Raw genomic sequence first — 21,879 nt, forward strand, 5'->3', positions numbered from 1 at the left:
CCAGCACTGTTCGATGTGTGCTTATTATACCATGCGCCCCCGCTACGAACAATGCAGCGTAAGTTACTTGCCGCCATAAACCTCGGGCCGGCGATCGGCAAAAACGCTCATTCGGGCGCGTGTTTTCTCGACTACGTCGCTGTCATATTCGCCATACAAAATGGCTTCGTTTTGATCGCCTTTTACTACGTTTTCCCCCATCGGATCAATCAGGGCGGAGCGCCCGGCGAAAATATTGTTTTTGAAAGTGCCGACCGCATTCACCGCGCACACATACATCTGATTTTCGATGGCGCGCGCCTGAATCAGATTTTCCCACGCGACCAGCCGCGAAGTCGGCCATTCCGCCGGCACAAAGACGAGCGTAACACCGTCCAGAGCCAATTTGCGATACAGTTCCGGAAAACGCAAATCATAGCAGATGGATAAACCGCAATGAATGTCCGCGAGCTTCGCCGAAACGATTTGATCTCCTGCTGCAAAGTTATCCGGTTCGGAAAGCAAGCTGAAAAGATGGGTCTTGTCGTACTGCGCCACCGCGCCGTCCGGCCCGAAACAATGCGTGCGATTGTATACTTTTTCATTTTCTTTCGCCGGCAAGCTGCCCGTTACAATCCACTTTTTCTGCTCACGGGCAAACGCCTCCAGCCTTTGCAGCAGTTCATCGCCTTCGTGCGTTACCTGCTGACTTAAACGGCTCAAATTGTAACCCGTTGTCCACATTTCCGGTAACACGATAATATCGGCCTTAGAAGCCGCTTCTTTAATGTGAGCAAATGCATTCGTTATGTTGGTTGCTTTATCTCCCGCTTCGACATGCAGCTGAATTAATGCCAGCGTACGCTTCATGCGATCACCCCGTTCATAGTTTTATTATACCGTATTCGCGCGACGTTTCGTTTACGCACCGTTTCGGGGATGTAAAAACGGTGCCAAAACGGCTGTCAATGTGTACAACGCCAGACCGGTTAAGACAATGGTTCCGCCGGGCGCAAGATCCCATGCGTACGCGCCCCACAGGCCGCACAAGACCATAGAAAGTGAGTAACCGACCGCAATGGCAGCGGTCTTTTTGAAACCTCGCCGCCATAAATGAGCCGCCGCGACCGGTACAATCATGAGCGCGCTTACAAGTAAAATACCTACGATCGACATGCCGATCACTACGACCGCCGCGACCAGCAAGGCGAAAAACATATTCATGCGTTCTAAACGAATCCCGCGCGTACGTGCAATATCCGGTTGAAAGCTGGCCAACAACAACGGCGTATGAAACTTTCCGAGCAACAGAATGACAATCAATGCAATGATCGCAATCGCTCCAATATTCGCCCAATTGACGGTTAAAATGCTGCCGAAAAGAAAACTCATCAGACTTGTATTCGGAATCCGTGCAAGCGAACTGCACACGACCGCCAACGCCAAACCGCCGTAGAAAAACAACGCCAACCCCATATCGCCGTATTGCAGATGCTTGCGTCGCACGATTTCAATACCGCCTGCGGCGGCGAGCGTCAAAATGACCGCGCCGATCGCGGGATTAATGCCGAGCAACGCGCTTCCCGTCACACCGGCAAAGGCGATATGCCCCAAACCGTCTCCCAAAAGCGACTGCCGCCGGATCACGACAAACATCCCGACTAAAGGACAAAGTAACGCGACAATGAGGCCGGCCAAAAACGCGCGCTGCATAAATTCATAGCTGAGCATTCCCATCATCCGACCACCTCCGCCATATGCAATCCGGTCGCATGGCTGGTGACAAACTGATGCGGCGGACCGTCATAACAAAGCGTACGGTCGATGCAAAGCACCCGATCGGCATGCGGCAACGCGCGCGCGATATCATGCGTCACCATGATGATCGTTGTCTGCTGCTCCGCCTGAATGTTGCTGAGCAAATCCAGCAGCATATTGCCCGCCGTATAGTCGATCCCGCTGGTTGGCTCATCCAAAAGCAGCAGAGCCGGCCGCGCAGCGATCGCCTGCGCCAACATGACACGTTGTTGCTGCCCTCCCGACAGATCACCGATGCGCTTATGTGCCCATTCCGCCATTCCCACTTTCGCAAGCAATGCTTGACGCCGTTCGATCTGTTCGGCATGTGAAATCTCCGTTCCCCAGAAGCCGAGATCGACTACTTCGCTCACCGTCGCGGGAAATGATGCTGTATTTTGATTATAATGCTGAGGCACGAAACCGATACCGCCGGCGCGTTGCCAAGCTTGCGGCGATTGGCCGGCAATCGTAATCGTTCCCTCGGCCGGCGTCAGGAGTCCCGCCAACAACCGCAGCAGCGTTGTTTTCCCGGCGCCGTTCGGACCGACGATTAAAGTAAATCCGCCGTGCGCCAGCGTAAAGTTAATGGCGTTAAATACCGGCTCTTTGTCGTACCAAAATGCCAGGTTTTGCGCTGTAATCCATTCGTTCATTATCTGATCGATCCTTCAAATGTTTATTTCATAAAAAAAGAGGCTTGCGCCTCTTAGATTAACCGTTTTGCTCCCACATAACAATCGCTCCAGTAGCCCTCCGACAAGCTGTCGATGACTACGCCGCGACTCGATGTGGAACTGATAAAGCGATCGCCTCCCAGGTAAATACCCGAGTGCGATACACCGTCCGTATATGTTGAGAAAAAGACCAGGTCACCCGGCTGCATTTGACTGCGACTCACGCTACGCCCCATGTGGTATTGTTCATCGGCCGACCGCGGCAATACCAGTCCGGCCGCTTTGGCAGCAAACTGAACGAATCCCGAGCAATCAAAACCACTGGGAGTAGAACCTCCAAAAAGATACGGCACACCGATACATTCCTGCGCTACGGAGATCAGTCGCCGCACCAACATCGTCGAAAAATCGCCGCGGCTGGTAGGTATATCACGACTCAACAACGCGCGGTAGGTAGCCGGGCCGACCAAACCGTCCGCTTCCAAACCATGCGCCGCCTGAAATTCCCGAATCGCATCTTCCGTTGCCGGACCGTATACGCCGTCCGCGTCCAAATGATACCCTAGCGTTCCCAAACGATGTTGAATCGTCGAGATATCTTCGCCGATATCTCCCGGGTGATAGGTAGCCCCCACCGCCATCGGTACTACCAAAAACATCGCCATACAAACCCAGTGTCGTATTCTCGTCATCATGCCCCCTTCCGCCTGCGAGGTTAGCTGCCGGGTTCGGCCAAGAGCTGACCGTCTTTTGCAAGATACACCCCGAAAACATTTGGTTCCCCCGCGCGCATATGCGCTTCGGCACACCCTTGTGTCTTGTCGTTAATGTCTCGTTTTCTGATTCACCGTACCGCGCAACCAATACAGAGGTCGATCCTTTACCTCCGCAAAAATGCGCCCGATATACTCACCGATAATTCCCAAAAAGATCAACTGCAAGCCGCCGAAAAGTAACATCATCACAGCAAGCGTGGCCCAACCGGGAACCGCTTCCAGGAAATAATACTTAATCAACAGCACATAGATGATCAAAAGCAAGCTGCCGATGCCTGACAACACTCCCACATAAAGAGCCATGCGCAGCGGCAACGTCGAATATGAAGTAATTCCGTCCAAGGCAAACCGCACCATCTTGCGCAACGAAAATTTACTTTCGCCGGCATAGCGCGCTGGTGCACGGAATGTAATTTGCGTTTGCCGATAACCGATATCGCTCACCAGGCCGCGAATAAATCGCGCCTTTTCGCGAAACAGCAACAAACTGTCCGCCACTTTGCGATCAATCAGGCGAAAATCGGAACCGCCTTCGGTAATCTGCACTTGGGAAATAGAATTAATAAAACGATAATAGAGTTTCGATGTCCATTTTTTGAACGCACCGACATTGGCGGTCGAAAGCCGTACCGTCTGTACCACTTCATAACCGTCATACCATTTATCCAGCAGGTCCGGTATCATCGTCGGCGGATGCTGCATGTCTCCATCCATGGTAACCACCGCATCGCCGCGGGCATGATCCAAGCCGCAGGTAAGTGCGGTTTGATGTCCGAAATTGCGTGCCAAAATAAAAGCTGTCACGCGAGCATCCCGTTCCGCAAGCTCCGTTAAAATCAACGGTGTGCGATCACTTGAGCCGTCATCGATAAATAAAAACTCAAATGATTCATCACGATGCGCAACCACTTCGCATAACGCATCGTAAAAGTGCAATATATTGTCCTCTTCATTGAAAAAAGGAACAACGATTGAAATCAGCATTTCTACCACCAAACACTACTCCTTCTTTATTTTACCATACGCGAGAGGACCGCGCCACTGCGACAACTGCAACTGCAGACAGCTTCTTATTGAGCGCCGAACCACTCCCTATTTACGCCCTTTGTGCTCCCGAAAAACCGCTGCTTTTTGGAACGCTTTGCGCGCTGCAGCAAGCGTTTGGCGAATATCTTCATCCGTATGCGCAAGCGACATAAAGCCGCATTCGAATTGACTCGGCGCTAAATACACACCGGCCTCCAGCATCGCGATGAAATAAACATTAAATTCATCCAAGTGCGAAGTCGCTACCGTATCGTAATCCGTGACTTCATGTTCACTGAAAAACACGGTGAACATCGAACCGATCCGATGCACTATGATCGATACTCCCGCTTCTTGCGCCGCCGCTTCCAAGCCTTGGCACAACGTTTCCGTTTTTGCAGCCAATTCTGTAAAACGGTCCGCGGACAATTTATTCATTGTCGCCAATCCTGCCGTTACCACGAGCGGATTGCCCGAAAGCGTCCCCGCCTGATACACCGGTCCTTGCGGCGCCAAATTTTCCATCACTTCGCGTTTACCGCCGAACGCACCGACAGGTAAACCGCCGCCGATTACTTTACCGAGGCAAATTAAGTCCGGTGTGATGTCAAAATATTCACAGGCACCACCGGCCGCCGCGCGAAAACCGCTCATGACTTCATCGACAATCAAAAGCGCGCCGGCTTTCTGCGTCAATTCGTGCAAGAGCGGCAAATAGCCCGGCTGCGGCAATACGCAACCTATGTTACCCGCGACGCCTTCCACAATCACGGCGGCAATTTCATCGCCATATTGGGCAAAAAGTTCTTTGACCGCGTCCGGATTATTATGCGGAATCGTCAGAGTATCTGCTGCAATTTCCGAAGGAATCCCTGGGCTGTCGGGAACGCCCATCGTCGCCGCGCCCGATCCCGCCTTGACCAGGAGTCCGTCGCTGTGACCATCGCGTATTCACCGCTGACGTTATACACGCAGATCGGCAAATGGGTAATTTCACGCGCCGCACGTACGACGTCAAGATACGCCAGTGCCGGTTTCACGATGATCGCGTCGGTGCCTTTCAACAAGTCCAGTTCGATTTCTTTCAAGGCTTCACGCGCATTCGCCGGATCCATTTGATAGGTTTTGAGATCTCCGAACTGCGGCGCCGAATGTACAGCATCACGGAACGGACCATAGTAAGCGGCCGCATATTTCGCCGCGTAACTCATAATCGCCACATCGCTGTAACCCGCTTCATCCAACGCTTCGCGCAGCACCGCAATGCGACCGTCCATCATATCGCTCGGCGCAACCATATGCGCGCCGCTTCCGCTTCCTGAGCCCGCATTTCTTTATTTTCATCGACGACCTGTTCCAAATCATCCCAGTTATATAAAGTAACCCCTTCAATTTGAGAGACTTCCGGATCGATGTCACGCGGCACGGCAATATCGATCATCACCAGCGGTCGCCCCTGACGCTTATGCATCAACTCCACCGCCTGCTCGTAATCCATTAAATACGTATTCGCGCCGGTCGACGTCAAAATAACATCCACGCATCCCGCCCAGCGCAAGCGCTCTTCCAGCGGCACGACGCGACCGTGATATTTTTTGGCGAGCGCTTCCGCTTTATCCATGCTACGGTTAGCAATCAGCAGTGTTTGCAAGCCGTGGCCGATAAGATGTTTCGCCATCAGTTCCGACATCGTTCCGGAGCCTAAAATCAGCGCCCGTCGTTCACCGAGCGAACCGAAAATCTGTTACGTGAGTTTGACGGCCGCATAGCTTACCGAGACGGGATTATCCGCAATGCTCGTTTGCGTGCGGATTTTTTTGCCGATGGCAAGTACCCGTTGAAACAGCATATTGCTGATGGTACCGGTCGTTCCGACACGCACTACGGTCAAGTAAGCCACTTTCACTTGCGATAAAATTTGTCCTTCACCGATAACGAGCGAATCCATGCCGGCCGCGCAGCGAAACAGATGGCGTACCGCATCTTCACCCTTGTAGTAATACGTATATTCTTGTGAAACCGCAGTGCCGCTTTTGGCAAACAGCTTCTGCATCGCTGCCAGCGGCGGAACATCATCCGCCACCACGGCATATAATTCCGTGCGATTGCAAGTCGCTAAAAGCACCGCCTCATCCAGCTCGGCCAGACCGTAAATCTCGGTCGCGCCTGATGAACTTGCGTAGCGTGCAATGCGAATTGTTCACGTACTTCGATAGGCGCCGTTTTATGATTCAGCCCCAAGACGGCCAATTGCATGCAAAATCTCCCCTTTTATGATTTCTTTTTCCCCGCGGCGAATCCGTTCCAAGGTGTCATCGGGCAAGTACGTTCGCCAAAATGCTTGCCGTTCCGCAGATTGCGGCAACAGTTCCCTTACCTTTTGCCGCAACGGCGCAAGTTCCGCGGCAAACGCGCCGATATCCGCGTATTGTTTCTCCAAATCCCGCATGAGCAGCATGACAAGTCGCGGCATCGCACCGCGAGATGTTACCGTTCCGGTAAGGCTGCCGCTTTCCCAGTTAGCCGGCAGCATCAGATCCCCCTCGGCGGCATTGACCGCATCGTTAAGCCACGCTCCTTTGGCGTGCGCCGCGGTTTTTACCAATGCGCTGACTTGCGCCCCTGCAGCGGAAATGACGATATCACCTTGTTGCACGTCGTCCGCCGCAAACGTCCGCGGATACCAGATGAGTTGACCGGCCTCATGCCAATCCCGAATCGTCGGTTCCGCCGTCGGCGCAATCACAATGACCGTCTGCGCCCGCCCCATTACTTTGCGCAGTTTGCGAACCGCCACCGGTCCCGCCCCTACGCAAACAACGCGACGATGTGTCACATCCAACACCGCCGTCAGGTCGTTATGTTTCATTATTGCGCCGCTGCCGCGTCGAAACCGATATCCTCTACGGCAGCGCAAAGCGCCTCTACATCGGTTTTGGTTTCCTCAAAATCAACGTCCGTCATGCCGGTGGCTAAGTCCACCGCGACATCATGCACGCCATCGACACCACGTAATGTCTTCGTTACCGATTGCACGCAATTTTCGCAGCTCATACCTGTCACTTTCAATCTTGTCTTCATGGCAAGTCTCCTCTCCATTGCCGAAAATCAAAGTCAAATGATACCTTCTGTTCCCGACAAATTTGCAAAAAGTTTTTAATGATACGTGCCGTCAATCCCCAAATCGTAAAGTCACCATAGGTATAAAAATACACATCGTACTTCTGACGGCCGGTCCATCCGGGTACAACGCTTGCGACGCGCTCATAGGGAAAATTTTCTCCCGGGCGCACGCCGTCCTGCATTTCGACGCGAACGGGTTCGTGTTCCATCAGCCATTGCAGCGGCACTGTAAATACCGCATTCACTTCCGCCGGATTGCAAACGAATTCCGGTACATCTTCACGGATGGCAAGATATGGCGCTACCATGCGTCCGTTTACCGTATAAGCCAGTAGCAACGCGCCGAGCAACTCCCAGTTTTCCGAAGGCGTGCCGATTTCTTTCGCCATCTCACGCAGCGCCGTCACACCGGGATGCGCATCATAGGCTTCAATCCTGCCGCCGGGAAAGGATACTTCATTGGGATGGGAACGCAAATGAGGATTGCGTAGTTCCAATACCAGGTGCCAGCCGTCATCGGCAGGCACCTGCGGTACGGCGACGGCATATTGTAAGACGCTGCGTCAATCCGCATGACGCGGTAACGGATTCTTCACGATTCTTCCCCGAGTTCTTTATTATTGCATTACTCGCAATGAGCTATGCCCAACTTGCTTGCATCCTTAACGCAAACGTACCTTTGTTGTTTCCGTCGCGGTTTTAGCTTCATCATCGAAAAGCGCTTCGACAAATTCTTGCGCGCGAAACGGTTGCAAGTCGTCAACGCCTTCACCGAGTCCTACCCATTTCACCGGCACGCCGATTTCCTCCTTGACGGAAATCACGACGCCGCCTTTCGCGGTACCGTCCAGTTTGGTGAGTACAACGCCCGTGAGCGGTACGGATTGACCGAATACTTTCGCCTGACTCACTGCATTTTGTCCGGTCGTAGCGTCAAGTACCAACCAGGTTTGGTGCGGCGCATCCGGCACCAACTTGGCCGCGACACGACTGATTTTAGCGAGTTCTCCCATTAAATTCACTTTGGTATGCAAACGTCCGGCGGTATCGATCAATACGACATCGCTTTTGCGCGCCAACGCCGCTTCCAACGCATCATAAACGACCGCGGCGGGATCTGCTCCTTCCTGATGTTTGACAATCGGTACTCCGACACGCTCCGCCCAAATCGTCAGCTGTTCGGACGCGGCGGCGCGGAACGTGTCGCCGGCCGCCAGTAAAACTTTTTTACCGGCGTTTTTATAGTATTGCGCCAACTTGCCGATACTCGTTGTCTTACCGACGCCGTTGACGCCGACAATTAAAATGACCTCCGGCGAATGCGGCAGCGCGGCGGGATCATTATCCACCGCAAGCCATGTTTCCATCGTTTTGGCGAGGAAGGGCATGACTTCTTTCGTGCTGTGAATTTCGCCTTCTTTTACCGCGGTGCGAATTTCACCGAGCAAATAGTCGGTCGCCGTCACGCCGAGATCACCGGTCAGCATGACGGCTTCCAAATCGTCTAAAAATTCTTCGTCGATTTCGTCATAGCCGATAACCAACGTTTCCATATTTTTGACAAAACTTTTTTTCGTGCGTTCTAAGCCGGCACGGACTTTATCCAAAAAGCTCATGGTGTCTCCTTATACTGTTTCAAATTGACGGCAATTAATTGCGAGATCCCGCGTTTCACCATCGTCACGCCTTGCAGACGATCCGCGGCCGCCATGGTCGGTTTGCGGTGCGTAATGACGATGAATTGCAAGCCGTTGCGTCCCGTTTCCAAGTACCGTGTGAAGCGTTTGATATTGGCATCATCCAGCGCCGCATCGATTTCGTCTACCAGACAAAACGGCGCCGGCCGATAAGCCATAAAAGAAAAGAGTAACGCAATGACCGTCAAAGCTCGTTCACCGCCCGACAAGAGCGAGAGCGCCTGCTGTTTTTTCCCCGGCGGTCGGACCATAATTTCTACGCCGGCGGGTTTGTTTTCGTCCGCGGCCGTCAGTATCAATTGCGCCTCGCCGCCGCCAAACAGATGGGCGAAAATTCGTTGGAACTCAGCGGCCACGACCTCAAATGCCGCCGTGAACTGTTCCTGCATGGTGCGATCGATCTCCGCCACCACATTTTGCAACGTATCCCGGGCCCCCGTCAAATCCGCGAGTTGTGTCGTATAAAACTCACTTCGCTCGCGCGATTTTTCATATTCTTCAATCGCCTGCTCGGAAATATCCGCAAAGCGCGCGATCTCCGTCAGCAGTCGCCGTTGTTCGGCCCGCAGTGATGCCTGTGTTCCCTCGACAATCGCAGGTTCCCCAGCCTGCGGATCTAAATCATGCGCCGCCAATTCTTCCCGTTGCTGCGCCACATCCGCCTGCGCCGCTTCTTTTTTTGCCAGAAGCCGCGCCGCTTCCACTTTCGTTTCCGTCGCTTGCGCCCGCATGGCGCGCAACCGTTCTTGCCCCGCTTGCTGCGCGTTCAAACGTTCCGCGTGCGCGTCGTAAAATGCGTCCGCTTGCGCTTTCGCCGTCTGCGCCGTTTGCTGCGCCTCATCCGCCTCTTTTTGCAACGTTTCCTGCGAAGCGCTCAATGCATTGGCCGCCGCTTGAATTTCCTTTTCACGTTGCGTAAGCCGTTCCATTTCCGCCTGCGCATTTTTTTCCTGCTCGGCTTGGCGGAGCTTCTCCTGCTCCTGTTGCCGCAGCGTCGCCTGCACGGTGGCCAAAGCCACATGCGCTTCGGTGTAGGCGTGCTCGCAGCGAGCCAACTCCGCCTCCTGAGCGGCCGTATCCGTTGTCGTTTCAGTGACTGCTGTCGGCGCAACGGTCAGTTCTTTTTGCTTGTTTACCGTCAGCCGGTATTCATCCGCCGTCTGCGTTTGTGCGCTGCGAATTTCATCCGCCTGGCGCACGATACCGTTCCATTCGTCGCGCAGAGCCTGCAGTTGCGCCGTTTGCGAAGCAATCGCCAAGGCCGTCGTCTGCGCGGCATTTTGTAACGCATCCCGTCGCGCGAGCGCCGCGGAAATATCCGGCAGCTCTCGCTCCGGTTGCGCCGCAAGCATTTCCAGTCGGGCGCGCAATGCGGCTAATTCCTGCTGCCGACCGAATAATGTCAGCTCCGCGCGCCGCGTGCTGCCGCCCGTAAGCGCGCCGCCCGGTTGAAAAAGATCACCCGCGCGCGTCACCAGACGAATGCGTTGCTGATATTTTGCCGCCAGGCGCGAACCGGTGGCGAGATCTTCCACCAACACCGTGCGCCCCAGCAAATAATCAACCAGCGGTTGTAAATAAGATTCCGCTTTCACCAACACCGCGGCCAAACCGACCACGCCCGGCTCGTGTAAAATCGCCCGATCTCGATCTGCAAGCGTCCGCGGCCGTATTTCGTCCAACGGATACAGCGTCACGCGACCGCTTTTCGTGCGGCGCAAAAAACGGATCGCCGCCTGCGCCGCTTGGCTGTCGCGCATCACGAGATGCTGTTGCGTACCGCCCAACGCAATATCCAGCGCCGTCGTATATTCCTTCGGCACGCGCAAAAGTTGCGCCACCGTTCCATAGCAGTCACTGCGCCATGCTTCCGTGGCGCCAAGAACCGCTTTCGTCGCGCGGCCATAGCCCTCGTAGCTGTCGGCTAATTGTTGTAAATATTGGTACCGCGTTTGCGTTGTCTGCAATGTTTCGCGCGCTTTCGCGTTAGCCGCCTGCGCCGCTTCGCGCTGCGCCTGCAGTTTGTTCACAACCTCTTCCTGCGCCGTGAGTTGTCGGCTGCTTTCCGATGCGGTCGCCTGCGCCGTCGCAAGTGCCGCTTGCGCTTGCTGCAAACGCGTTTGTAATGTTTCCTTGCGTATGTCCAACTCCCGCGCGCGACGCGTCAGTTCGGCATTGCGCTCTTGCAATTGCTGCGCCGTTTGCTGCAAAAACTCCTGTTCCGCCGCGCTCCGTTCCTCACGTCGCAACCGGTCGGCAACCTGTTCACGGGCCGTTTGCAACACAGCACGCAACCGCTCACGCCGCGCCGTTTCTTCCGTCAAACGCGCCTGTGCCTCGTCCCGCTCTTGCGCCGTGGCCGCTATCGCCGCAACCGTCGTCGCTTGTGCCGCCGTAAGCTGTTCCAATGTCTGACGCTTTTCCGCCAGCGCCTGCGCCACTTCCTGCATTTCTTTCGCGTGCTGATGACCGCGCTCCGTCAACACCGCAAGTTCGCTGCGTAAGCGTTCGCAATGTTGCGCCGCGATGTTGGCCGCCTGCTCTTTTTCACGCAACATTTGTTGCGCTTTCGTATCCGCTTCCGTTTGCGCCTGCGCCGCCGCTTCCAGCTGCGTAAGTTCGATTGTCGCCGCCGTCGCCGCCTGATCCGCGGCGATCCATTCTTTCTCCGCGCGCGTCAGTTGACGTTGCGCCGTTTGCCACGCTTTCCATGCGATACTGCGCGCGACATTTGCCTCCTGCGTGCGCAACTCATTACGTTGTTTCGCCTGCCGCGCTTTTTCTTCCAGCGGCGGTAAATCCTGCGCGAGCAGTCGCGCAATATCGCTGACGCGCTCCATATTGCGTTCCGCCTCGCGCAACTTGCGCATGCCTTCTTCTTTGCGCAGCTTGTAACGGGTAATGCCCGCTACTTCTTCAAAAACGAGTTTGCGTTCTTCCGGTCGACCGATTAAAATCCGATCGACCCGCTGCTGCCCGATGACCGCCAAGGAGTCCCGACCCAAACCGGTATCCGCCAACAACAGTTGAATATCTTTTAAGCGGCAACTTTGACGATTAATAAAATAATCGCTCGCACCCGAACGAAGCAGACGTCGCGTCACCGCCACCTCTGCCGTATCCGTTTGGAAAAAGCCGTCACTATTGTCAAAAACGAGTGTCACTTCCGCCGAAGCTTTCGCGCGTTCGGTCGCAGTCCCCGCAAAAATCACGTCACTCGACTGCTCACCGCGCAGCTGGCGAATATTTTGCTCGCCCAGCACCCAGCGCACCGCATCAGCTAAATTACTCTTGCCGCTGCCGTTCGGACCGACGATCGCCGTCACACCCGGCGCGAATTCCACTTCCGTTTTATCCGCAAAGGATTTGAAACCGCGCAGAATCATCCGTAATAAACGCATACCGACTCCCTTTACATAATTACTTCTATTATACAGCAAATCTTCGTCAGTTCATCATGTCCGCCGAAAGAAATAGCCGCGGGCGCCGGTTGTAATTTTTTTCTTGCGGCGTAAAAAAACAGCCGCAGACGCGGCTGTTATCCGAAGATCCAGTACAAACTCAGTAAAAACAATATGATGATGAGTGCCGTAAGACCCTGCTCTACTCGTGTGAACGGGCGGTTTTTACGGCGTCTGCGATGCATTTTTTTGCGCTGCGGGCGCGCGGTCGGTTCGACGTCCAAATAATCTTTTGCTCCGACGCTCGGCACGTACGCGCGTTCCACCGGACGCTCTTCCCCCATAGCGGCGTTGTAACGATCCACGAGTCCTACCCCCGACAGGCCGAGGAAATTGCCGTAGTTGCGCAGCATGCCGCGCATGTAAACCGTTCCCGGAATCGTTCCGTACTCTTCCCGCTCCAATGCCGCCAGGTAGCGCGCGCTGATATAAGTACCAAGCGCCGCATCGGAAAGCGACAAGCCCTTTTCCTCGCGCGCGCGGCGTAAAATGTCTCCGATTTCATTCATGACTCGCTGTTCCCTTCGTAGCGTGCCAGCAATTCTTCCACTTCGTCTTTCGTCAGCAAAATATCCCGCGCTTTACTGCCCAATGACGGTCCGACGATCCCCATGTTTTCCATGGTGTCAATCAGTCGACCGGCGCGGGTGTAACCTACGCGAAAACGACGTTGCAACATCGAAACGGAGGCCTGTTCGGTATCCATGACCATGCGAATGGCATCGGGCAAAAGTTCATCTTCCCAACGCGGCTGTTGCGCTTCCTCGGCTTCCGCGACCGGTTGCACAACTGTTTCATTATACTCCGGTTGCCCCTGCTTTTTGATGTAATTCACCAATTTTTCCACATCCGCATCGGAAATAAACGCGCCTTGCACGCGCCGCGGTTTCGGTGCGCCGATCGGGTAGAAAAGCATGTCGCCTTTACCAAGTAATTTCTCCGCCCCCGCCATATCCAAAATCGTGCGCGAATCGATTTGACTCGAAACGGCAAACGAAATTCGACTCGGAATGTTGGCTTTGATGGTACCCGTCAATACGTCAACGGACGGACGCTGCGTCGCGAGCACGAGATGCAGTCCGGCCGCGCGCGCCATTTGGGCGAGACGCGCGATCGCGTCTTCCACATCATGCGGCGCGACCATCATCAAGTCCGCGAGTTCGTCAATGATAATGACGACAAGCGGCAACGGCGAATCCGGATTCGCTTCATTGTAACCGGTAATGTTACGCACTTTAGCGGAAGCGAATAAACGGTAGCGGTTTTCCATTTCACGCACCGCCCAACGCAATACGCCCGCCGCTTTTTTGACATCGGTGACAACCGGCGTCAAAAGATGAGGGATATGGTTATACTGCGCGAGTTCGACTACTTTCGGGTCGATCAGAATTAATTTCACTTCATCGGGATACGAACGCAGCAAAATGCTGGATACCAGCGTGTTGATGCAAACGCTTTTGCCAGAACCGGTGGAGCCCGCTACCAAAAGGTGCGGCATCTTGGCAAGATCGGTAATCACCGGCTGACCGGTAATATCTTCTCCCAAACCGACGGCGATGCCGCCGACCGCATGTTGAAATTCGTCGCAGGCAAGCACTTCGCGTAAGCCCACGGAAGAAATTTCCCGGTTCGGCACTTCGATGCCGACCGCCGCTTTGCCGGGAATCGGCGCTTCGATACGGACGTCGGTCGCCGCGAGTTGCAGCGCGATATCGTCCGCCAAGTTAACGATTTTGCTTACTTTCACGCCCGGTCCCGGTTCCAGCTCGTAACGCGTCACGGACGGACCGCGGCTGGCGTGAATAATTTTAGTTTCCACGCCGAAGCTCGCCAATAATTCTTCGAGTTTCTGCGCGTTTTCCGCTACTTCCGCCTGCGTGTCGGCCGTGCTTTGTCGCGTTTTGGTAAGCAAACTCAGTGGCGGCAATTTATAATCAGCGCGATCACTTTTCGGCTTCGCGGGCGCGATATCCGGCTTCACTTGTTCCGTATCGGTGTCCGGTTCCGGCTTCATCCAGCTCGGTTCCGGCGCGACAGCCGATGCCTTCACGGGCGGTGTAAACGGGGTAACTGCCGCAGCCGGCGTATGGCGATCCGACGAGGGTTCATCGTTTACCGGTGGTTTCTCTTTCGACTTGTCAAAATCAAAAAACTGCGCGCGCTGTTTTTGTTCCGTAGGCGTGGTTTCGACATGACGATGCGCCTCTACGGTTTCTTTCACTTTGTCACTCGCTTTTTCCCAATGCGGTTGCGCTTTGCCTTTGACAAAGTTGACGCCGTCCGTCACCGTCCATTTGCTGACGAAAATAGTATTCACCACGAGAATGACGAGCAGCGCAAGTTTCACGCCCGTCTCACCGAAAAGCGTGCGCAGACACAGCAAACCCGCGCCGCCAAGCGCGCCGCCGTACTGCGGAAACCAGGACGGCTGGATTTCCTGACCGGTCGGCACGTACCACCAGTGCAACGTGATCAGTCCGAGAACAAAGTAAATAATCCAGGCCGTATCCCGTGTTTTCACCGCCATCGCGCGCGGGCGATAAACGTATCGCGCGCCGAGGAAGATCAGCGCCAGCGCCGGAATAAACGCGCCGAGACCGAATAAATATTCCAAAATCGTGTGCGTCCAATACCCGGCGATACCGACATCAAAACGGGCAATCGCGATCAATGCGAACAACCCGACGGCGATCATCAGCACGCCGCCGATTTCAAAGCGTCGGCTTTCCTGCCGTGCCGTTTCTGTTTTGGTTGGGGATTTACGATTTGCTTTGGGCACTCTGTTTCTCCTTTGTAGCGCTAAGACCGCGCCGTTCGTTCCAGCGGCGGACGAGCTCCTCTTCGCTGCCGTACATTTTCGGTTGATAGTACTGATCATTCACGATCGGATCGGGTAAATACTGCTGCTTGACCCATCCGTTCGGATATTGATGGGCGTATCGATACGTTTGTCCATGACCCAGTTGTTGCGCGCCGCTGTAATGCGCATCACGCAGATGCGCGGGTACATTTCCCATGGCGCCCTGCCGCACGCGCGACAAGGCCGCGTCAATCCCGGTAATCACCGAGTTGCTTTTCGGCGCCAGCGCAACATACAACACCGCTTCCGCTAAAATAATCCGCGCTTCGGGAAAGCCGACCATCTCCGCCGCCTGCGCCGCCGCCTGCGCGACAACAAGCGCTTGCGGATCGGCCAGTCCGACATCTTCCGCCGCGCAAATCATGATCCGTCGCGCCATGAACGAGGGTTTCTCGCCGCCTTCGATCATGCGGGCGAGGTAATGCAACGCCGCATCGGCATCCGAGCCGCGCATGCTTTTGATAAACGCGGACGCGATATCGTAATGGCTGTCGCCGCTTTTATCGTAGGCCAATCGCCCGATACCGGCCGCCCGCTCGACTTCCGCAAGCGTCACTTCCGCGCCCGGCGCAAGTCCGGCCGCGGTCTGCTCGAGCATATTCAGCGCGAGCCGCGCATCGCCATTAGCCTGTAGCGCGAGTTCACGGAGCACCTCCGGCGCCACGGTAAGTTTTTGTTTACCCAAGCCGCGCTCCGCATCCGTCACCGCATTTTGCAAAATCCGGACAATGGCCGCCGGTGTCAACGCTTCCAAACGAATCAGACGCAAGCGGGACAAAAGTGCCTTCTGCACCTCAAAAAACGGATTTTCCGTAGTGGCGCCGATCAACGTAATGGTGCCGTCTTCCACATAGGACAGTAATAAATCCTGCTGACCTTTATTAAAACGATGAATTTCATCGATAAAAACAATCGTGCGCCGACCGTAAAGACTGCCCTGCTCTTTGGCTTCGGCAATCACTTTACGCAGTTCGGCCACGCCGCTGGTCGTCGCATTCACCGTCACGAATTCGCTTTGCGTGAGGTTGGCGATAACTCGGGCAATCGTTGTCTTACCGGTGCCGGGAGGTCCGAATAAAAGCAGAGACGGCACGGTATCCGAGCGAATCATCGCCGCTAGAAAACTCTGCGCACCGACGACGGCTTCCTGTCCGTAAATCTCCTCCAAAGTGCGGGGCCGCATACGTACCGCCAGCGGCCGAAAATCCGCGCGCTGTGTCTGCTCGAATAAATTGGCCATATTCTCTCCCGACATACAAAAATAACCGCTGTCCATAAAGTCAGCGGCTATGAAAAATCCCCACCATGTCGTGATTTGCTGTATTTTGAGCCTGCATGTGCAGGTGGGTGTCTTCCCGCCCGAAGAAAATCTACTCCGCGAGCGAAGTTGGACTCCCTTATCGATGGTGTTGGTTCAAAATAACGTTAGCCACACGTGCACGGTAGGGGTTTCTTTACACTTATATAATAGCAAAGTGCAGGCAATTTTTCAAGTTATATTGCCGCCGCTGCAATTATTTTTTTACGAGATCGTCTTCCGTACGAATGGAAAGTTCGCGCAATTGTTTCGGCGCTACTTCCGACGGTGCCTGGGTCATCGGATCGATCGCGCTTTGCGTTTTCGGGAACGCGATAACGTCACGAATCGACTGACGATTGGCCATCAGCATGACCAAACGGTCCAGACCGAAGGCGATACCGCCGTGCGGCGGCGCGCCGAATTCAAAGGCCTCCATGAGGAAACCGAATTTTTGCTGCGCTTCTTCCTGACTGATGCCGATCGCCGCGAAAATTTTCTGCTGCAGTTCTTCCTGGTAAATACGCAAACTGCCGCCACCGACTTCGATACCGTTCAGGACAAGGTCATACGCTTTTGCCTTCACGCGTTCCGGATTCGATGCGAGGAACTCGATATCCTCATCACGCGGCATCGTAAAGGGGTGATGCATCGCGACGTAACGTTTCTCTTCTTCGCTGTATTCAAACATCGGGAAGTCGAGCACCCAGGTGAACGCTAATTCATCCGGATCGATCAGGTTGCGACGACGCCCCATTTCCAAGCGCAATTCGCCCAACGCCTGCGCAACGACTTTCGCTTTATCCGCTACCATGAGGATCAGGTCCCCCGGCTGCGCTTCACTGTGAGCGATAATCGACTGCACCATTTCCTCACCGAGGAATTTGGCAATCTGCGATTTGACGGAGCCGTCCGGATTGACTACGATCCAAGCCACGCCTTTACCGCCGTAACGGCCGACATAGTCGACCAGTCCGTCGAGTTCGCGACGCGGAATGTCGGAGTAACCTTTCACCACAATGCCTTTGACTTCGCCGCCTGCTTCGACGACCGAACGGAACACTTTGAAATCGGTCTTGGCTACAATATCCGTCACATTGAAGAACGGCATTTCGAAACGCAGATCCGGTTTATCCGAACCGTACAGGTTCATCGCGTCATCATAGCTGATACGAGGGAACGGCGTGGGAATCTTTTTGCCGAGCGCGCGTTCAAAAATGAAAGCGACCATGTTTTCCATTAATTTCAAAATATCGTCGCGTTCGATAAAGCTCATTTCAATATCCAGCTGGGTGAATTCCGGCTGGCGATCCGCACGCAAGTCTTCATCGCGGAAGCAACGTACAATTTGGAAATATTTGTCCATGCCGGACACCATCAGGATCTGTTTGAAGATCTGAGGGGATTGCGGCAACGCGTAAAATTTGCCCGGGTTGACACGACTCGGTACCAGGTAATCGCGCGCGCCTTCCGGCGTGCTTTTAGTCAGCATCGGCGTTTCAATTTCCCAGAAACCGTGCTCGTCCAAATAGTCTCGCATCGCTTTCGCTACTTGGTGACGCAGCCGCAAATTCTTTTGCATTTCCGGACGGCGCAAATCCAGATAACGATATTTCAGGCGGATATTTTCATCCACATCAACATTATCTTCGATGTAAAACGGAGGGGTTTTGGCGGCATTTAAGACGCGCATTTCATACACTACGACTTCCCATTTGCCGGTCGGCATATTTTCGTTGACCGTTTGCGCATCGCGTTCACGCACCGTACCGCGTACGCAAATCACGTATTCATTCCGGATGCCTTCCGCTTTATGAAAACTTTCCTCGTCATAATCGGGCAAGGCCACCAGCTGCACTACACCGGTCCGGTCGCGCAAATCCACAAAAATCAAACCGCCGTGATCGCGACGTCGTTCCACCCATCCGCATAAAACGACTTCGTTGCCGTTTTGCGCCTCGGTCACTTCGCCGCACATCAACGTACGGTGCAAACCTGCCATTGTTTCCATTCCTTTATCCTCTCCGTTCTCGTTCATTTTGCAAGTAGCCGACAACCTCGCTGCGCGCCAGCGTTGTCTGCTCACGCGCGGCCAAATCGCGTATAATCACGGTGCCGTCTGCTAATTCTGTTTCGCCAATAATTATAACATACTTAGTGCCGGTTTTACCGACCTGCTTCAAACGGCTCTTTAAACTGCGACCTAAAAGATCGGTATCGACGGTAAACTCCGCCGCCCGCAATTCCTGCGCAATCGCGAACCCGAGTTCACTCGCGGCCTCGCCGTGAGTTGCGATCGCGACATCGCCGGCAGCGGTGACCTCCGGTAATAAATCTTGCATCGATAACGCGAGCATTAAGCGCTCGAGGCCGACGGCAAAACCGATGCCCGGCGTATGCGGACCGCCGATATCTTCGACGAGTCCGTCGTAACGTCCGCCACCGCAAATAGCGCTTTGCGCGCCGAGCGGCGCGTACTGAATTTCAAAAGCGGTTTTCGTATAGTAATCCAAACCGCGCACGAGACGCGGATTTAACGTAAACGGAATCCCCGCCGCCGTGAGCAGCTTCTGCGTAGCGGCGAAGTGATCGGCGCATTCCTCACAAAGGTAATCGGTGATTTCCGGCGCGTCCTGCGCGAGCTTTCGGCACGCTTCCTCTTTGCAGTCCAACAGACGCAACGGATTTTTATATAAGCGCGTCTTGCAGTCTTCGCACAATTCGTCCTGATGATCCTCGTAGTACGCGATCAGTTTTTCCCGATATACGGGTCGGCATTTCGGACAACCGACCGAGTTCACAAACACGTTCAGATCGTGTAAGCCGAGCGTTTGGAAAAGTTGTACCGCGAGCGCGATAATTTCCCCGTCCGCCTGCGGCGATGGCGTCGCCAATACTTCCACGCCGAATTGGTGAAATTCACGGTAGCGTCCGGCCTGCGGCCGATCGTAACGGAACATCGAACCGATGTAATACCATTTCGTCACGTTCTGATCCGCATACACTTTATGTTCCAAATAAGCGCGCACCGCCGCCGCCGTATTTTCCGGGCGGAGCGTCAGCGAACGATCGCCGCGATCGGTAAACGTATACATTTCCTTGGAAACGACGTCGGTCGTTTCCCCGATACCGCGTTGAAACAGTTCCGTCTTTTCAAAATGCGGCGTGCGAATTTCCTGAAATCCGTACTGCGCACACAATTTACGTATCATTTCTTCGACATACCGCCATTGCTCACTTTCCGGCGGCAAGATATCTTGCGTTCCTCGCAAGGCTTTAATCATTGTGTTTCGCTCCTTTGCGATATCAATTGAAACAGGCGATCTCTTTCCGTAAGGTATGACTCCAACCGTTCACAATACGCTGCATTGTCCCAGGGAAAATAGCAACGATCAAATTGAAACGCGGCATTTTTGATCACTTTATTCGTCGCTCCCGGTCCGATGCCGAGTATGTGAATGCGTTCGCCCATCATTTGTATATTATAGCGGCAAAGCGTGCCGGGCAAGGCGTACCCGATATTGGCCAAATCCGCCGCGAGATATTTCTGACGATATAAATAGTACGGCTCATAACCCATGCCGCACAACGTTTCATAAGCGAGATCCGCCATCGCGCGCGTCGTTTCCGCGGACGGCAATCGGTATGCGCCCGCCGTTTGCATCAACGGGCTGTGCCGCTTCAACGCCAACGTATGCACGGTGACATTTTCCGGTCGCAGACGCGCCACCGCGTCGAGATTTTCTTTCATATCCGCGATGGTCTGGTCGGGCAAACCCGCAATAAAATCCATATTGATCGCGTCAAAATGATAGGTTTGCGCCTCGGCGTACACGTGTTCGATCTGTGCGCCGGTATGCGCGCGGTGAATCGTTTGCAAAATGCGATCCTGCAATGTTTGCGGGTTGATACTCAACCGTGTCACTCCCGCCATACGCATCGCCGCCAGCTTCGCCGCGGTAATCGTATCCGGGCGCCCCGCTTCAACGGTAAATTCCGTACCGGGAGGAATCGCAAGTTCCGTTTGTAACGCCGTCAATAACGTTTGCAAGTGTTGCTCCGGCAGTACGGTCGGTGTACCGCCGCCGAAGTAGACGCTGTCGATCATCAACTGATGTCGGCGCAGCAACGCGCCGGCGCGCTGCACATCTTCGAGCAGCGCCGCCAGGAATCCATCCCAATCTTCATCCGGTCGCGCGACACGAGCCGGAAACGAGCAATACACGCAATGGCTCGGACAAAACGGGACACCAATATACACCGCCGCTTGGTGATCGGTTTGCCGCCAATCGGTGGAAAGATAGGGCCGTTGGCGTTCACCGATCGCGGTTAAAAGTCGTCCCCAGCGCGGCGCGACTTTTTCGCGCGCCCACAGCGCCTCCGCCTGCGCGGCGAAATCATCTTCTGCAAGCAACGGGTGCAAAAGCTTGGTCGGACGCATCCCGACAAGGTAACCCCATTCACCGAGCGGCTTTTCGCAAAGAGTAACAAGTACGTCACTCAAAAAATGACCGCCCGCGCGCCGCGTGGAAACTGTTTGCGAAGCATACGAGGTGTTACCCAAGAACAATTCTACCCGGTACGTATTATGTTGCGGCGTCACTCGTACCCGACAATCCGGCTGTTTTTCGTCCCAACGCAAACCGAAGCGGAGCATCAGCTGCGCCACGGGGGAATGCCATGCCGCCGGTCCATCCAGGCAGTAAGTGTGCAGCGTCATATACGACGCTGTTTACGACGGCATTGCCGGCAGTAGCCGTAGAATTTCAACACATGATCCACGATTTGGAACCGCTCCTCTTCTTCGATGATCTGCTCCAGCGGATCCAGCATATCGTACTCAAATTCTTTAATGGCGCCGCAACCCAAGCAAATCAGGTGATGATGGAAATGCGGCATATTATCATCAAATAATTCGTAGCGCGAACGACCATCTCCGAAATCCAATTTCTTCAACAAGCCGAGTTCCACAAATAAATCGAGCGTACGATATACCGTTGCCAAACCGATGTCCGGCTGAATGACTTTGACCGCATTGTAGACATCTTCCGCGCTCATGTGTTTTTCGTCGCTTTCCACAAACACTTTCAAAATATCCTGCCGCTGCGAGGTAAATTTATACTTGTGTTCTTTGATCTTTTCGCGCAACGTCCGCATAATTTCATTTTGTCGCATGATAAATCCTT

19 protein-coding genes, 1 other RNA gene, 2 pseudogenes and 1 riboswitch are annotated in these 21,879 nt (G+C 54.3%); all 22 genes and pseudogenes read right to left on the bottom strand.

All coding sequences use genetic code 11. The features are described 5' to 3' along the window. Window positions 1–63: 63 nt before the first annotated feature. The 22 genes and pseudogenes from KIB08_RS04105 to KIB08_RS04210 all read right to left on the bottom strand — a co-directional run bounded on the left by KIB08_RS04105 (window position 64) and on the right by KIB08_RS04210 (window position 21,868). Window positions 64–849, bottom strand: coding sequence for a carbon-nitrogen family hydrolase (locus KIB08_RS04105; protein WP_303989962.1), 786 nt, complete (start codon window positions 847–849; stop codon window positions 64–66). Window positions 850–900: 51 nt separating this feature from the next. After that, window positions 901–1,719: a metal ABC transporter permease gene (locus KIB08_RS04110; RefSeq protein ID WP_303989965.1), complete on the bottom strand. Its 819-nt coding sequence runs from the start codon at window positions 1,717–1,719 to the stop codon at window positions 901–903. Further along, complete coding sequence (locus tag KIB08_RS04115) at window positions 1,716–2,432, bottom strand: metal ABC transporter ATP-binding protein (RefSeq protein WP_303989968.1); 717 nt, start codon at window positions 2,430–2,432, stop codon at window positions 1,716–1,718. The genes KIB08_RS04110 and KIB08_RS04115 overlap by 4 nt, the downstream gene beginning before the upstream one ends. Window positions 2,433–2,485: 53 nt before the next feature. After that, entirely contained in the window at window positions 2,486–3,148 is a 663-nt protein-coding gene (locus tag KIB08_RS04120) for a C40 family peptidase (protein ID WP_303989971.1), read from the bottom strand. Then, window positions 3,143–3,269: riboswitch (cyclic di-AMP (ydaO/yuaA leader) on the bottom strand. (Overlaps the previous gene by 6 nt.) Before the next feature lie 8 nt (window positions 3,270–3,277). Then, the gene (locus KIB08_RS04125; RefSeq protein WP_303990030.1) at window positions 3,278–4,222 is read right to left on the bottom strand and encodes a glycosyltransferase family 2 protein; all 945 of its coding nucleotides are present in this window, start codon (window positions 4,220–4,222) and stop codon (window positions 3,278–3,280) included. A 99-nt stretch (window positions 4,223–4,321) separates the two neighbouring features. After that, window positions 4,322–5,149, bottom strand: coding sequence for an aminotransferase class III-fold pyridoxal phosphate-dependent enzyme (locus KIB08_RS04130; RefSeq protein ID WP_303989974.1), 828 nt, complete (start codon window positions 5,147–5,149; stop codon window positions 4,322–4,324). A gap of 38 nt (window positions 5,150–5,187) precedes the next feature. Continuing rightward, a pseudogene (locus KIB08_RS04135) lies at window positions 5,188–5,568 on the bottom strand (porphobilinogen synthase); the annotation flags it as partial. After that, the gene (locus KIB08_RS04140; protein WP_368487381.1) at window positions 5,532–5,996 is read right to left on the bottom strand and encodes an NAD(P)-binding domain-containing protein; all 465 of its coding nucleotides are present in this window, start codon (window positions 5,994–5,996) and stop codon (window positions 5,532–5,534) included. The gene KIB08_RS04140 and the pseudogene KIB08_RS04135, both read right to left, overlap by 37 nt. A 3-nt stretch (window positions 5,997–5,999) precedes the next feature. Next, a complete protein-coding gene (locus KIB08_RS04145) occupies window positions 6,000–6,452 on the bottom strand; it encodes a hypothetical protein (protein ID WP_368487382.1) in 453 nt (150 codons plus the stop codon). A 27-nt stretch (window positions 6,453–6,479) separates the two neighbouring features. Next, window positions 6,480–7,124 carry a precorrin-2 dehydrogenase/sirohydrochlorin ferrochelatase family protein gene (locus KIB08_RS04150; RefSeq protein WP_303989977.1) on the bottom strand — a complete coding sequence of 215 codons (645 nt, stop codon included), beginning with the start codon at window positions 7,122–7,124 and terminating at the stop codon, window positions 6,480–6,482. Beyond that, a complete protein-coding gene (locus KIB08_RS04155) occupies window positions 7,124–7,336 on the bottom strand; it encodes a heavy-metal-associated domain-containing protein (RefSeq protein ID WP_303989980.1) in 213 nt (70 codons plus the stop codon). The genes KIB08_RS04150 and KIB08_RS04155 overlap by 1 nt, the downstream gene beginning before the upstream one ends. Then, window positions 7,333–7,911 (bottom strand): annotated as a pseudogene (locus KIB08_RS04160) (NUDIX hydrolase); the annotation flags it as partial. The gene KIB08_RS04155 and the pseudogene KIB08_RS04160, both read right to left, overlap by 4 nt. A gap of 129 nt (window positions 7,912–8,040) precedes the next feature. Continuing rightward, window positions 8,041–8,994 carry a signal recognition particle-docking protein FtsY gene (gene ftsY, locus KIB08_RS04165; RefSeq protein ID WP_303989983.1) on the bottom strand — a complete coding sequence of 318 codons (954 nt, stop codon included), beginning with the start codon at window positions 8,992–8,994 and terminating at the stop codon, window positions 8,041–8,043. After that, a complete protein-coding gene (gene smc, locus KIB08_RS04170; protein ID WP_303989988.1) occupies window positions 8,991–12,476 on the bottom strand; it encodes a chromosome segregation protein SMC in 3,486 nt (1,161 codons plus the stop codon). The genes ftsY and smc overlap by 4 nt, the downstream gene beginning before the upstream one ends. 137 nt (window positions 12,477–12,613) lie before the next feature. Beyond that, on the bottom strand, window positions 12,614–13,045 hold the full coding sequence (locus tag KIB08_RS04175) for a helix-turn-helix domain-containing protein (RefSeq protein WP_303989990.1): 432 nt from the start codon (window positions 13,043–13,045) through the stop codon (window positions 12,614–12,616). Then, on the bottom strand, window positions 13,042–15,315 hold the full coding sequence (locus tag KIB08_RS04180; protein WP_438362035.1) for a DNA translocase FtsK 4TM domain-containing protein: 2,274 nt from the start codon (window positions 15,313–15,315) through the stop codon (window positions 13,042–13,044). Before KIB08_RS04180 ends, KIB08_RS04175 begins: the two co-directional genes overlap by 4 nt. Next, entirely contained in the window at window positions 15,296–16,636 is a 1,341-nt protein-coding gene (locus tag KIB08_RS04185) for a replication-associated recombination protein A (RefSeq protein WP_303989993.1), read from the bottom strand. Before KIB08_RS04185 ends, KIB08_RS04180 begins: the two co-directional genes overlap by 20 nt. 53 nt (window positions 16,637–16,689) lie before the next feature. Beyond that, a non-coding RNA gene (gene ssrS / locus KIB08_RS04190) (6S RNA) lies at window positions 16,690–16,848 on the bottom strand. A gap of 62 nt (window positions 16,849–16,910) precedes the next feature. Beyond that, window positions 16,911–18,704 carry an aspartate--tRNA ligase gene (gene aspS / locus KIB08_RS04195; RefSeq protein ID WP_303989995.1) on the bottom strand — a complete coding sequence of 598 codons (1,794 nt, stop codon included), beginning with the start codon at window positions 18,702–18,704 and terminating at the stop codon, window positions 16,911–16,913. A gap of 4 nt (window positions 18,705–18,708) precedes the next feature. Continuing rightward, window positions 18,709–19,977, bottom strand: a complete 1,269-nt coding sequence (hisS, locus tag KIB08_RS04200) for a histidine--tRNA ligase (protein WP_303989997.1) — start codon at window positions 19,975–19,977, stop codon at window positions 18,709–18,711. Continuing rightward, window positions 19,974–21,413, bottom strand: a complete 1,440-nt coding sequence (gene hemZ / locus KIB08_RS04205; protein ID WP_303990000.1) for a coproporphyrinogen dehydrogenase HemZ — start codon at window positions 21,411–21,413, stop codon at window positions 19,974–19,976. Before hemZ ends, hisS begins: the two co-directional genes overlap by 4 nt. Then, complete coding sequence (locus KIB08_RS04210) at window positions 21,410–21,868, bottom strand: Fur family transcriptional regulator (protein WP_303990003.1); 459 nt, start codon at window positions 21,866–21,868, stop codon at window positions 21,410–21,412. The genes hemZ and KIB08_RS04210 overlap by 4 nt, the downstream gene beginning before the upstream one ends. Window positions 21,869–21,879: the final 11 nt, after the last annotated feature.

Origin of the sequence: Negativicoccus succinicivorans (assembly GCF_018372215.1) — a bacterium.
In the GTDB taxonomy this organism is placed as follows: Bacteria; Bacillota; Negativicutes; order Veillonellales; family Negativicoccaceae; genus Negativicoccus.